Below are 13,124 nucleotides of genomic sequence, written 5' to 3'. Positions count from 1 at the left end.
TGGATCCATGGGATTCCACGTCGACTCCGAGGCCGGGCGCCTGCGCCGCGTCATCCTGCACCGCCCCGATCTGGAGCTCAAGCGGCTCACACCGAGCAACAAGGACGCGTTGCTCTTCGACGACGTGCTGTGGGTGCGCCGCGCGCGGCAGGAGCACGACGGGTTCGCCGACGTCCTGCGCGACCGCGGCGTGACGGTGCACCTCTTCGGAGACCTGCTCACCGAGGCGCTCGCCATCGGGGACGCCAGGTCCCTCGTCCTCGACCGGGTCTTCGACGAGAAGGAGTACGGGCCGCTCGCCACCGACCACCTCAGGGCCGCCTTCGACACGATGCCGGCCACGGACCTGGCCGAGGCGCTGGTCGGCGGCATGACCAAGCGGGAGTTCCTCGACCGGCACCCCGAGCCGACGTCGGTGCGCTTCCACGCGATGGACCTCGACGACTTCCTGCTCGGCCCGCTGCCCAACCACCTGTTCACCCGCGACACCTCGGCGTGGATCTACGACGGCGTCTCCATCAACGCGATGCGCTGGCCCGCCCGGCAGCGCGAGACCGTCCACTTCGAGGCGATCTACCGGCACCATCCGCTGTTCCGGGACGCGGGATTCCATCTGTGGTCGGAGGGGCAGGCCGACTATCCGTCCACGATCGAGGGCGGCGACGTCCTGGTGATCGGGCAGGGGGCCGTCCTCATCGGGATGAGTGAGCGCACGACCCCGCAGGCCGTCGAGATGCTGGCGCACAAGCTGTTCGCAGCGGGTTCCGCGCAGACGATCGTGGCCCTCGACATGCCGAAGCGGCGGGCGTTCATGCACCTGGACACCGTGATGACGATGGTCGACGGCGACACGTTCACGCAGTATGCGGGGCTCGGCATGCTGCGCTCGTACACCATCGAACCGGGCGTGGGGGAGCGGGAGTTGAAGGTCACCGACCACCCGCCGGAGCACATGCACCGGGCCATCGCGGCCGCGCTCGGCCTCAGTGAGATCCGGGTGCTGACCGCCACGCAGGACGTGCACGCGGCCGAGCGGGAGCAGTGGGACGACGGGTGCAACGTGCTGGCCGTGGAGCCGGGCGTGGTCGTCGCCTACGAGCGCAACGCGACGACGAACACCTATCTGCGCAAGCAGGGCATCGAGGTCATAGAGATCCTGGGAAGTGAGCTGGGGCGGGGGAGGGGTGGCCCGCGCTGCATGAGCTGCCCGGTCGAGAGGGACTCCGTATAGAGGGACCCTGTAGAGAGCGGTGGTCCGCGGAGCGTGGTGGTCGGCGGAACGGTCCGCGCAACAGATGGAGCCGTGGCTTCCGATGTCTGGCACTGTATAGAAATGTGGAGCATCGTATAGACTTCCAGCGTCTCTGATGCCCCAGCCCTTCAACGCGTACCCCAGGAGCGCCCCATGGCGACAGTCCGTCCCGACCTCACCGGCCGCCACTTCCTCAAGGAGGTGGACTTCACCGCCGAGGAGTTCCGCGGCCTGATCGACCTCGCCGCCGAGCTGAAGGCGGCCAAGAAGGCGGGGACGGAGACGCGGCACCTCGCGGGCCGGAACATCGCGCTGATCTTCGAGAAGACCTCCACCCGTACGCGCTGCGCCTTCGAGGTCGCCGCGGCCGACCAGGGCGCTTCCACGACCTACCTGGACCCGTCCGGCTCGCAGATCGGCCACAAGGAGTCCGTGCGGGACACCGCGCGCGTCCTCGGCCGGATGTTCGATGCCATCGAGTACCGCGGCGACAGCCAGTCCGGCGTCGAGGAGCTCGCCGCGTACGCGGGCGTGCCCGTCTACAACGGCCTGACCGACGACTGGCACCCCACGCAGATGCTGGCCGACGTGCTCACGATGGTCGAGCACTGCAGCAAGCCGCTGGACCGGATCGCCTTCGCCTACCTCGGTGACGCCCGCTTCAACATGGGCAACTCGTACCTGGTCACCGGCGCCCTGCTCGGCATGGACGTCCGCATCGTGGCGCCGCGCGAGTACTGGCCGGCCGACGAGATCGTCGCGCAGGCCCGCAAGCTCGCCGAGACGAGCGGCGCCCGCATCACGCTCACCGAGGACATCCCCGAGGGTGTCGTCGGGGCCGACTTCGTGGTCACCGACGTCTGGGTCTCGATGGGGGAGCCCAAGGAGGTGTGGGCCGAGCGCATAGCCGCTCTGGCGCCGTACGCCGTGACGATGGACGTCCTGCGTGCCACGGGGAACGCGGACGTCAAGTTCCTGCACTGCCTGCCCGCCTTCCACGACCTGGGCACCAAGGTCGGGCGCGAGATCCACGAGACGTACGGCCTGGACTCGCTGGAGGTCACGGACGAGGTCTTCGAGTCGGCGCACTCGGTCGTGTTCGACGAGGCCGAGAACCGGCTGCACACCATCAAGGCGATCATGGTCGCCACGCTGGCCTGACGCCCGCCCCGGCGGGGGAGGCGCGTACTACTCCGGGCTCCTGCGCTGCGCCGGCACCGCGGGAAGGGTGAACCAGACCGCCTTGCCGGACGCGGTGGGGCGATGTCCGCAGGACGAGCTCAGGGTGCGGATGAGCAGCAGCCCGCGCCCGTGCTCCTGCCACGGGTCCGGCTCGTCGGCCGGACCGGGCAGGGTCAGATCGCCGGGCGGCGCCGGGTCCCCGTCGTGCACCTCGACCTGACAGCCCGACGCCAGCAGCTCCACCACCAGCTCGATGGGGCCCGCCCCCGCCGTGTGCTCGACGGCGTTCGCCACCAGCTCGGCCGTGAGCAGCTCCGCCGTGTCGCTGTCGAGGGAGGGTGACTCGATCTCGGCCAGGGCCGTGCGCACCAGGGCACGCGCGACCGGCACCGCGGCCGCGGTGTGCGGGAGCGCGATACGCCAGGAGGTGGGGGCGGGCGGTGTGGGCACGGCGGGTCCGTTCAGGGTGCAGGTGTCCTGACAGGGGGTGACAGGGGCTGACAGCTGAGGGGCTGTCCTGCTTTCAACCATACGAAGGGTAATGCGTCGCTGGACAGGGCCTCCCGGCGCTCTTTCTCCGGGACGTCCGTCACTTGTCTCGTACGCGTCCCCCACCTGGGCCGAAAGCCTGCCCCCAGGATCGCGTATCGCGTAGTCGTGACGGAAGTCACGAAGCGGTGATAACTTCATGGAGCGACGTGCCGAGGCAGGCGCGCCGAACCGTCCGCCGCCCCCGCCCGAGGAGGCCGCACCGCCATGAGTCCCTTCACCGGCTCCGCGCCCCGCACCGACGACTGGCGGCATCTGAGGTACGCCGTCGACGACGGGGTCGCCACCGTCACCCTGGCCCGCCCCGACAAGCTCAACGCGCTCACCTTCGGCGCCTATGCCGACCTGCGCGACCTGCTCGCCGAACTGTCCCGCGAGCGCTCCGTACGCGCCCTCGTCCTGGCCGGAGAGGGCCGCGGATTCTGCTCCGGCGGTGACGTGGACGAGATCATCGGCGCCACCCTCGCCATGGACACCGCCCAGCTCCTCGACTTCAACCGGATGACCGGCCAGGTCGTACGGGCCGTGCGCGAGTGCCCCTTCCCGGTGATCGCCGCCGTGCACGGCGTCGCCGCGGGCGCCGGCGCCGTCCTCGCGCTCGCCGCCGACTTCCGCGTCGCCGACCCGAGCGCCCGCTTCGCGTTCCTGTTCACCCGTGTCGGCCTGTCCGGCGGTGACATGGGCGCCGCGTATCTGCTGCCCCGTGTCGTCGGCCTCGGCCACGCGACGCGCCTGCTCATGCTGGGCGAGCCGGTGCGCGCACCCGAGGCCGAGCGCATCGGCCTGATCAGTGAGATGACCGACGAAGGCCAGGTCGACGAGGCCGCGCAGGCCCTGGCCCGCCGGCTCGCCGAGGGGCCCGCCCTCGCGTACGCCCAGACCAAGGCGCTGCTCACCGCTGAACTCGACATGCCGCTGGCCGCCGCCGTCGAAATGGACGCAGCGACCCAGGCCCTCCTCATGAACGGCGAGGACTACGCCGAGTTCCACGCGGCCTTCACGGAGAAACGCGCGCCCAAGTGGCAGGGGCGGTGACCATGGGACCCCTGCGCGTGGCGGTCATCGGCGGCGGACCCGGCGGCCTGTACGCCGCCGCCCTGCTCAAGCGGCTCGACCCGCGCCGCGACATCACGGTCTGGGAGCGCAACGCCCCCGACGACACCTTCGGCTTCGGCGTCGTCCTCTCCGACGAGACGCTCGGCGGCATCGAGCACGCCGACCCCGTCGTCCACGCCGCGCTCCAGGCGGAGTTCGTGCGCTGGGACGACATCGACGTCGTGCACCGCGGCACCCGCCACACCTCGGGAGGCCACGGCTTCGCCGCGCTCGGCCGCCGCAGGCTCCTCGAAATCCTCCACGAGCGCTGCCGGGAGCTCGGTGTGAACCTCCGCTTCCGCTCCGAGGCGCCACCGGCGGCGGACCTCGCCCACGACCACGACCTGGTCGTGGCCGCCGACGGAGTGCACAGCGCGACCCGCGAGGCCCACGCCGACGCGTTCCGGCCGCGCGTCGAGGAGCACCGCTGCCGCTACATCTGGCTCGCCGCCGACTTCGCCTTCGACGCGTTCCGCTTCGAGACCGCCGAGACCGAGCACGGCGTCATGCAGCTGCACGGATACCCGTACGCCCGCCCGTCTCCCGACGACCGCCCCTCAGCGGGACCCTCCGGGCCGCACCTCCCGGCCGGCGCCAGCACCGTCATCGTCGAGATGCGCGAGGAGGTCTGGCGGGCGGCCGGGTTCGACGAGCTCGACGTGCGCGAGTCCGTCGAACGCTGCGCCAAGATCTTCGCCGACGCCCTGGGCGGCCGTGGCCTCAGGTCGAACAACTCCGCCTGGACCGCCTTCCGCACGGTCGTCAACGAGCAGTGGTCGTACGGGAACATCGTCCTCGTCGGCGACAGCGCGCACACCGCGCACTTCTCCATCGGCTCCGGCACCAAGCTCGCCGTCGAGGACGCCCTCGCGCTCGCCGCCTGCCTCCAGGAGCAGCCCACCACGGCAGAGGCGCTCGCCGCGTACGAGGCGGAGCGGCGGCCCGTCGTCGCCTCCACCCAGCGCGCGGCCCGCGCCAGCCTGGAGTGGTTCGAGAACCTCGGCCTCTATCTCGACCAGCCCGCCCGCCAGTTCGCGTTCAACCTCCTCACTCGCAGCCGCCGTGTCACGCACGACAACCTGCGCCTGCGCGACCCCCACTTCACCGAGGCCGTCGAACGCGACTTCGGCTGCCCGCCCCGCACACCCCCCATGTTCACGCCGCTGCGCCTGCGCGATCTGACCCTGCGCAACCGCGTCGTCGTCTCACCCATGGACATGTACTCGGCCCAGGACGGCGTCCCCGGCGACTTCCACCTCGTCCACCTCGGCGCGCGGGCCCTGGGCGGCGCCGGACTCGTCATGACCGAGATGGTGTGCGTCAGCCCCGAGGGCCGCATCACCCCGGGCTGCGCCGGTCTCTACACGCCGGAACAGGCCACGGCCTGGCGCCGCGTCACCGAGTTCGCGCACACCCAGGCCCCCGGCACGGCGATCGGCGTCCAGCTCGGGCACTCCGGACGCAAGGGCTCCACGAAGCTGATGTGGGAAGGCATCGACGAACCGCTCCCCGACGGGAACTGGCCGCTGGTCGCCGCGTCCCCCCTGCCGTACAGGCCCGGCAGCCAGACTCCGCACGAGCTGACGGCCGGCGAACTCGCCGATGTGCGCGAGCAGTTCACGTCCGCCGCCCGGCGCGCCGCCGACGCCGGATTCGACCTCCTCGAACTGCACTGTGCCCACGGCTATCTGCTGTCCGGCTTCCTCTCGCCGCTGACCAACCGACGGACGGACGCGTACGGCGGATCGCTCACGAACCGGCTGCGCTTCCCCCTCGAAGTCTTCGACGCCGTACGCGACGTGTGGCCCGGCGACCGGCCCATGACCGTCCGGATCTCCGCCACCGACTGGGCGGACGGCGGCACGGACGCGACCGACGCCGTGGAGATCGCCCGCGCGTTCGCCGCGCACGGCGCCGACGCGATCGACGTGTCGACGGGACAGGTCGTCGCCGACGAGAAACCCGCGTACGGGCGCTCCTACCAGGCGCCGTTCGCGGACCGGATCCGCAACGAGACCGGCATCCCGGTGATCTCGGTCGGCGCGATCTCCTCCTGGGACGACGTCAACTCGCTGATCCTGGCCGGGCGCACCGACCTGTGCGCCCTGGCCCGCCCCCACCTCTACGACCCGCACTGGACCCTGCACGCGGCGGCCGAACAGGGCTACGCGGGTCCCGGTGTCGCCTGGCCGAAGCCCTACGAGGCGGGCAGCCGACCGCCCCAGACCGGACGGCTGGACGCCCCGAAACCACGTCTCACGCTGAGTTGAGCAGCCCGCGGGCCGCGAGGACGCGCCGCTCGACGGGCGCGAACAGCAGCCACTCGACCGCCACTCCGATGGTGAGGACGACCGCCACGGCGGCCAGGACGAGGGCGAGGTCGTCGTGCCTCCTGCCCTCGTCCAAAATGCGGCCGACGCCGGGCAGCGGCACGCTCGTGATCAGCTCGGCCGTCATCAGGGCCCGCCATCCGAACGTCCAGCCCTGCCGGGCCGCCGCCACGAGCCCCGGCATCGCGGCCGGCACCCGCACCTTGAGGATCCCGTGCAGAACGCCCGAGCCGAGCGACCACCCCGCGCGTGTGAGCAGCGGCGGCACTTGGTCGAGCGCGCTCGCCACACCCAGCGCGATCGACGGCACCGCGCCGAGCAGCACCACCGCGTACACCGCCCACTCGCTCTCGCCGAGCGCGACGACGGCGACCGGCACGAGCGCCGCGGCGGGCAGCGACTGCACGGCCGAGAGCGCCGGCCGCACCACGCGACGCAGGGGTGTCCGGAGTGTGAGCAGCACCCCGAGCGGCACTCCCAAGGCGACCGACGCCCCGAACCCGTACAGGCAGCGCAGTAGGCTGTGGCCGATCGCGGGCAGCAGGGTGCCGTCCGACCAGAGCCCGCCGAGCGTGTTCCAGAAACTCATCACTCACCTATCTCCTCGCGCAGCCGCCGTGTGATCTCGCCGGCGAGAGCCGACACCTCGGCGTCGTCGGCGGGGCGCGGGTAGGGGATGCCGACATCCCAGGCGCGGACGATCCGGCCCGGGCTCCCGGCCATCAGAACGACGCGCTGCCCGAGCCGCACCGCTTCGCGCACGTTGTGCGTGACGAACAGGACGGTCAGTTTGCGCTCGCCCCAGACCCGGGTCAGCTCCTCGTGGAGCACATCCCGGGTGATGGCGTCGAGCGCGGCGAACGGCTCGTCCATCAGGAGTACGTCACTGCCCTGGGCCAGCGCCCGGGCGAGAGCGACCCGTTGTCTCATGCCGCCGGACATCTCGTGGACACGGCGGCCGTACGCGTCCGGGAGGCGCACGAGCCGTAGCAGTTCCTCGGCCTCGGCTCGCCGCTCGGGCCTGGGAACCCCGCGCAGTCCGAGCGCGAACTCGATGTTCCCGCCCGCCGTCAGCCACGGGAACAGGGCGTGTTCCTGGAACATCAGGGCGGGCCGTCCGCCCGGCACCCGGACACGGCCCGCGGTGGGCGCGTCCAGGCCGGACACCACATTCAGGAGCGACGACTTCCCGCATCCGGAACCACCGACGACACACACGAACTCGCCTGGCGCGAGGTGCAGTTCGACGTCCCGCAGAATGCTGTGCCCGTCGACGGCCAGGCCGGCCCCGGACAGTGAGACGGCAAACGTCATGAGTGTCCCGACAGGTCGGCCATCCCCGCCGTCAGGGTCGCGCCGTCCTCCGGGTCGATCAGCAGGAACGCCCCGGTGCGGCGCACGTCCGCATAGTCGTCGAGCGCGAGCGGTTCGGCGGTGCGCAGCGTGATCCGGCCCAGGTCGTTGGCGGCAAGTGAGTCCGCCCCCGCCCGGTCCCGCACGGTCAGGTCCCGCACCACGGCCCGCACGGTCCGCGTCGTGTGCCGCACGAGCACCCGCCGGCCCACGGCCAGCGGCCGGTCGGCGAGATGACAGACGGCACCCTGTACGTCTCGGGTGACCGCAGGCGGCAGCGCCCCGCTCGTGACCAGATCACCGCGCGCGACGTCGAGCTGGTCGGTCAGCCGCAGGGTGAGCGAGGTCCCCGCGTGCGCCGTTGCGGCCTCGCGGCCCAGGATGTCGATCGCCGCGATCGTGGAGGTGCGTCCCGAAGGGTGTACGACCACGGGGTCGCCCACGCTCAGCGTGCCGGACACCAACTGGCCCGCGTAGTGACGGGACGGGCCGTGCCGGATGACGTACTGGACCGGGAAACGGGGCGGGGCGGAGGCCGCGTCCTGCGTCACCGGGACGGACTCCAGGTGCTCCAGGAGCGAGGGGCCCTCGTACCAGCCCATGGCGGGGGAGCGGGTGACGACGTTGTCGCCGCGCAGGGCCGACACCGGGATCGCCGTGAAACCGGGCAGCCCCAGCTCGGCGGCGTGGCCCGCGAACTCCTCGACAATGCAGGCGAAGTGAGCCTCGCCGTAGTCGACGAGGTCCATCTTGTTCACCGCGAGCACGACGTGCGGGACGCGCAGGAGCGCGGCGACGGCGGCGTGCCGGCGGGTCTGCTCGATGACGCCGTTGCGGGCGTCGACGAGGACGACGGCGAGGTCGGCGGTGGACGCGCCGGTGACCATGTTGCGGGTGTACTGCACATGGCCCGGGGTGTCGGCCAGGATGAACCGGCGCCGGGGCGTGGCGAAGTAGCGGTAGGCGACGTCGATGGTGATGCCCTGCTCGCGCTCGGCGCGCAGGCCGTCGGTGAGCAGCGCCAGGTCGGGGGAGTCGCCGGACGAGGCCCGTGCGACGGCCTCCAGCTGGTCGGCCAGGACCGACTTGGAGTCGTGCAGCAGGCGGCCCACGAGGGTGGACTTGCCGTCGTCGACGGACCCGGCGGTGGCGAACCGAAGGGTGTCGACGGGGTCGGGGGTGGTGGCGCTGGTCGTGTCCAGCACTACGCCGGTGGTCATGTCTAGAAGTACCCTTCGCGCTTGCGGTCTTCCATCGCGGCCTCGGAGAGCTTGTCGTCGGCGCGGGTCGCGCCCCGCTCGGTGAGCCGCGACGCGGTGATCTCGGCAATGACCTGGCCGAGGGTGGTGGCGTCGGAGTCGACGGCGCCGGTGCAGGACATGTCGCCGACGGTGCGGTACCGGACCTGGCGCTTCTCCACCGGCTCGTCGTCGCGCGGCCCGCCCCAGTCGCCGGCGGTCAGCCACATGCCGCCGCGGCCGAACACCTCGCGGTGGTGCGCGAAGTAGATCTGCGGCAGCTCGATGCCCTCGCGGGCGATGTACTGCCACACGTCGAGCTCGGTCCAGTTGGACAGCGGGAAGATGCGTACGTGCTCGCCGGGGGCGTGGCGGCCGTTGTAGAGCTGCCACAGCTCGGGGCGCTGGCGGCGGGGGTCCCACTGGGAGAATTCGTCGCGCAGGGAGAACACGCGCTCCTTGGCGCGGGCCTTCTCCTCGTCGCGGCGTCCGCCGCCGAAGACGGCGTCGAAGCGCTCCGCCTGGATCTTCTCCGTCAGGGGCACCGTCTGCAGCGGGTTGCGCGTCCCGTCGGGGCGTTCCTTGAGGGCGCCGCGGTCGATGTACTCCTGCACGGACGCGACGTGCAGCCGCAGTCCGTGCTGGGCCACGACGCGGTCGCGGTAGTCGAGGACCTCGGGGAAGTTGTGCCCGGTGTCGACGTGCAGCAGCGTGAACGGCACCGGCGCCGGCGCGAACGCCTTGAGCGCCAGGTGCAGCATCACGATGGAGTCCTTGCCGCCGGAGAAGAGGATCACCGGCCGCTCGAACTCGCCCGCGACCTCACGGAAGATGTGCACGGCCTCGGATTCGAGGGCGTCCAGGTGCGACAGGGCGAACGCGCTCACGCCAGCCCCCTCGCCACGAGCACCGCGTGCACCGAATCCGTGGACTCCTCCGGTGTCTGATGCTGCGTCTCCAGGACGAGATCCGGGTCGAGCGGCGCCTCGTACGGGTCGTCGACGCCCGTGAGCCCCTTGAGCGCACCGGCCGCCTGCCGCGCGTACAGGCCCTTCACATCGCGTACGGAGCACACTTCGACCGGCGTCGCCACATGCACCTCCAGGTACGGAGTGCCGCTCGCGCCGTGCCGTTCGCGGACCGCGACGCGGCTGTCCGCGTACGGCGCGATGACGGGGACGACGGTGAGGACGCCGTTGCGGGCGAGGACCTCGGCGACCATGCCGATGCGCCGCACGTTCGCGTCGCGGTCCGCTCGGCCGAAGCCGAGGCCCGCCGAGAGGAAGCGACGGATCTCGTCACCGTCGAGCACCTCCACCCGGTGTCCCGCCGAGCGCAGCCGGCCCGCGAGGGCGCGGGCGACGGTGGTCTTGCCGGAGCTGGGCAGCCCGGTCAGCCAGATGGTGGCGCCGCACCCGTGCGGTGCGGTCCGTGCCGTGGTCATGCGTGTTGTCCTTCCGCGGCGCCGGAGCGCCGTACCTCGTGAAGTTCCGTGAACAGCGCTTCCCAGCGCGGGTGGACGGCGTCGGGGCCGTACGCGGCGGCGGTCAGCAGCGCCGCCGCGCCCATATCGGCGCGCAGTGCCCGGTCGCCGATGAGACGGGTGAGCGCGTCCGCCAGGGCGTCCGGGTCCTCGGGCGCCACGAGCAGCCCGTCGACGCCGTGCGTGAGCACGTCGGCCGGACCGGTAGGACAGTCGAAGGCGACGACTGGGAGCGCATGGCTCATCGCCTCGATCATCACCATCGGCAGCCCCTCGAAGCGCGAACTGAGCACGTAGACGGACGCCTTGGCCAGTTCGTCGTCGAGGCGCTCGGTGTGCCCCATCAGGAGGACGTGGTTGTAGAGGTGGTGCTCCTCGATGAGTGCCCGCAGTTCGGCCTTCTTCTCACCACTGCCGTAGATCCTCAACTGCCAGTCGGGGTGGGACTCGACGAGCTTGGCCCAGGCCGGAATCAGCAGGTCGAAGCCCTTTTGCGGGAAGAGTCGGCCCGCCGCGGCCACGATGTGCGACTGATGGTCGGAGGGTGTCTGGTCGAGTGAGTGCACAGCGTTCGGGATCCGCACGACCCGCGTGCCGGGCAGCAGCCGCGCGTACTCGCCCCGGTCGCGCTCCGTCAGGACGGCCACCGCGTCGAACCGGGGATATGCCTGAAGGATGCGGGCGCGCACGTCGGGCCGGTGCGTGCCGTGGTTCATGTGCTCCTGGGCGACCCGGACGACGCCGCCGGTGGCGTGCGCGGAGGCGAGGAAGTTGAGCGCGGGCCGGGTGGTCACCAGGACGCCGTCGGTCAGCGTGCGCAGATAGGCCGCCACGGTGTCCTCGACGTGCCGGTTGAAGTAGCGGTAGCCGAACTCGCCGCGCGGTATCTCCCGTGCGGGCCGCCCCAGCCGGCGGCGCCTGCGGCAGTCGCGCAGCCGGGCGAGCGGACCGGCCGGCGGCTCCTCGTGGGCGCTCTCGCGCAGGTCGACCAGGGTGGTGACGCGCACGCGCGGATCGAGCGGGAACTGCACCCCGTCGCGGCGGCGGACAGTGCTGACCAGCTCGACGTCCCAGCCCGCCGCCACCAGGGAGTTGGCCTGGTTCATGACCGTGCGGATCGTGCCGCCGCGCCCGTACGCGTGCAGCAGGAGGTAGCGGACCTTCGGGCGCCGGCTCATGCGCGGCACTCCAGGGAGAGGTTGTCCTCGACGGTGAAGTAGGGCCGCACCCCGAAGGCGCCGCTCACCGGCTGCCAGGGGTAGACCATGACCGACTTCTTGCCGCGGATGTCGTCGAGCCTGCGCCCCGCTCGCAGCCGCAGCCGGCCGTCGGTGAGGTGCAGGTCCCAGCGGTCGGCGCTCCCGGCCTCGTACGCCGTCAGATCACCGACCGGCAGCTCGCACTCGAACCGGTCGCCGTCCATGTGCGCCTCGTACCGCAGTTGATGGTCGGGGCGCCCCCGGCGGACGAGCAGCAGCCGCCAAGGACCCGAGGCGGCAGGCCCGTGCGTGCCGTGCAGTCGACCGATCACGCGGATGCGTCCGTCGCGCGGCCACACCTGCTCGATCTCGGCGTGCGGCTTCATGCGGTGTACCCCCAGGCCGCGCACATGGGACGGAGGACTTCGGGGATCTCGTCGCCGGTCGGCAGGGGCCGGTCCGCCTGCACGCTGCCCGAGCGGATCTTGTCCCGCCAGTCGCCGAGTCCCTTCTGTACCTGGGGCGTCACCCGGGTCCCGTCGCGCTCGCCGTACTCCAGCATCGACGGCTCGAAGTCGACGCCGAGGAAGGAGCACAGGCCGCGCAGCGTGCCCTCCGGGTTCGCGGTGAGTTCCTCGTAGCGCACGGTGTGTCCGCCGGTGAGGCCCTTGCGGGCGTTGTCGACGGCCCGCATGTAGCGCAGCGCGTCCACCGCCGCCTCTTGCGCGGTGCGCTTCTCGGGGTCCGCCTCGTGCCAGGAGCGGGCGATCGCCGCCGGGTGCCGCAGCAGGAACACGAACCGGGCGTCCGGCCAGCAGTCCCTGATCCTGCGGTACGCGAACGCGTTTCCCGGCGTCTTCTCCACGATGAAGTCCTTGCCGGACGCGGTCAGTTCGCGATGCATGACCCGGTCCCACAGCAGATGCTCGAGGTCGCCGCGCGACAGATCGAGTGCGTCCATGGCGCGCTCGGACAGACGTGTTCCGTAGCCGACCTCCAGGCGGCGGATGTGCAGTTCGTGGGGGGAGTGCAGGCGCGAGTGGGAGTTGAGGAGCATGCGCAGCAGGGTGGAGCCCGAGCGCACCGGTGAGATGAGGAAGACCGGCCGGCGCAGCAGCCGGTCCAGGGTGAGGTCGTCGGGACATCGGTACGCGGGCGACGGGCGTTTGACGGCCGGGGCGGACGGGGTCCTGGGTGCGACGGGCGGCACGGCGGTGGCGACCCGCCGGACCTGGAGGCCGGTGGTGGCGGTCAGCGCCCGGTTCAGATTGCGCAGCAGACTCATGCGGCCCGACGCTAGGCGCGCATTCTGAGAAGATGGGCTGAGGAGGCTGAGGGTTCCCTTAGGGCCTGTCGTCACATTCCCGTCTGCCCGGCGGCGTCTGGCACGCCCGCTCGCGGCGTTGCCGAAAAGCCCTGGTAGCTCCGCTACAAGGGCTCTCC

At 71.6% G+C, this 13,124-nt stretch carries 13 protein-coding genes; 4 read left to right on the top strand and 9 right to left on the bottom strand.

Annotated features, from left to right (window positions below; all coding sequences use genetic code 11):
• The first annotated feature begins 7 nt into the window (after window positions 1–7).
• Window positions 8–1,231: an arginine deiminase gene (locus ACFC96_RS33465; protein WP_376250950.1), complete on the top strand. Its 1,224-nt coding sequence runs from the start codon at window positions 8–10 to the stop codon at window positions 1,229–1,231.
• Between the two features lie 174 nt (window positions 1,232–1,405).
• Window positions 1,406–2,413: an ornithine carbamoyltransferase gene (argF, locus tag ACFC96_RS33460; protein ID WP_376250952.1), complete on the top strand. Its 1,008-nt coding sequence runs from the start codon at window positions 1,406–1,408 to the stop codon at window positions 2,411–2,413.
• Between the two features lie 27 nt (window positions 2,414–2,440).
• On the opposite strand, the gene ACFC96_RS33455 is transcribed toward argF, so the two are convergent.
• A complete protein-coding gene (locus tag ACFC96_RS33455; protein ID WP_376250954.1) occupies window positions 2,441–2,965 on the bottom strand; it encodes an ATP-binding protein in 525 nt (174 codons plus the stop codon).
• A gap of 225 nt (window positions 2,966–3,190) precedes the next feature.
• On the opposite strand from ACFC96_RS33455, the gene ACFC96_RS33450 reads away from it, so the two are divergent.
• Both ACFC96_RS33450 and ACFC96_RS33445 read left to right on the top strand, forming a co-directional pair.
• Entirely contained in the window at window positions 3,191–4,018 is an 828-nt protein-coding gene (locus tag ACFC96_RS33450; RefSeq protein ID WP_376250956.1) for an enoyl-CoA hydratase family protein, read from the top strand.
• A gap of 2 nt (window positions 4,019–4,020) precedes the next feature.
• Complete coding sequence (locus tag ACFC96_RS33445) at window positions 4,021–6,348, top strand: bifunctional salicylyl-CoA 5-hydroxylase/oxidoreductase (protein ID WP_376615695.1); 2,328 nt, start codon at window positions 4,021–4,023, stop codon at window positions 6,346–6,348.
• Here ACFC96_RS33445 and ACFC96_RS33440 read toward each other — a convergent pair.
• From ACFC96_RS33440 to ACFC96_RS33405, 8 genes are read right to left on the bottom strand one after another with little or no spacing between them, the layout of a single operon-like run.
• Window positions 6,335–6,997, bottom strand: coding sequence for an ABC transporter permease (locus ACFC96_RS33440; protein WP_376227285.1), 663 nt, complete (start codon window positions 6,995–6,997; stop codon window positions 6,335–6,337). The two genes, ACFC96_RS33445 and ACFC96_RS33440, sit on opposite strands and share 14 nt — an antisense overlap.
• Window positions 6,997–7,722, bottom strand: a complete 726-nt coding sequence (locus ACFC96_RS33435) for an ABC transporter ATP-binding protein (RefSeq protein WP_376615693.1) — start codon at window positions 7,720–7,722, stop codon at window positions 6,997–6,999. The genes ACFC96_RS33440 and ACFC96_RS33435 overlap by 1 nt, the downstream gene beginning before the upstream one ends.
• Window positions 7,719–8,981: a sulfate adenylyltransferase subunit 1 gene (locus tag ACFC96_RS33430; RefSeq protein ID WP_376615691.1), complete on the bottom strand. Its 1,263-nt coding sequence runs from the start codon at window positions 8,979–8,981 to the stop codon at window positions 7,719–7,721. The genes ACFC96_RS33435 and ACFC96_RS33430 overlap by 4 nt, the downstream gene beginning before the upstream one ends.
• 2 nt (window positions 8,982–8,983) lie before the next feature.
• A complete protein-coding gene (cysD, locus tag ACFC96_RS33425) occupies window positions 8,984–9,886 on the bottom strand; it encodes a sulfate adenylyltransferase subunit CysD (RefSeq protein WP_376615689.1) in 903 nt (300 codons plus the stop codon).
• Window positions 9,883–10,443 (bottom strand): adenylyl-sulfate kinase, encoded by a 561-nt coding sequence (gene cysC, locus ACFC96_RS33420; protein WP_376615687.1) that lies wholly within the window; start codon window positions 10,441–10,443, stop codon window positions 9,883–9,885. The genes cysD and cysC overlap by 4 nt, the downstream gene beginning before the upstream one ends.
• On the bottom strand, window positions 10,440–11,660 hold the full coding sequence (locus tag ACFC96_RS33415) for a glycosyltransferase family 4 protein (RefSeq protein ID WP_376615686.1): 1,221 nt from the start codon (window positions 11,658–11,660) through the stop codon (window positions 10,440–10,442). Before ACFC96_RS33415 ends, cysC begins: the two co-directional genes overlap by 4 nt.
• Window positions 11,657–12,067, bottom strand: coding sequence for a hypothetical protein (locus ACFC96_RS33410; protein ID WP_376615684.1), 411 nt, complete (start codon window positions 12,065–12,067; stop codon window positions 11,657–11,659). Before ACFC96_RS33410 ends, ACFC96_RS33415 begins: the two co-directional genes overlap by 4 nt.
• Complete coding sequence (locus ACFC96_RS33405) at window positions 12,064–12,966, bottom strand: sulfotransferase (protein ID WP_376615682.1); 903 nt, start codon at window positions 12,964–12,966, stop codon at window positions 12,064–12,066. The genes ACFC96_RS33410 and ACFC96_RS33405 overlap by 4 nt, the downstream gene beginning before the upstream one ends.
• Window positions 12,967–13,124 lie beyond the last annotated feature (158 nt).

It is taken from the genome of Streptomyces sp. NPDC055955 (assembly GCF_042270245.1).
In the GTDB taxonomy this organism is placed as follows: Bacteria; Actinomycetota; Actinomycetes; order Streptomycetales; family Streptomycetaceae; genus Streptomyces.
The sequence above is the reverse complement of the archived record's forward strand: the minus strand, read 5'-3'. Positions and strand labels throughout refer to the sequence as shown.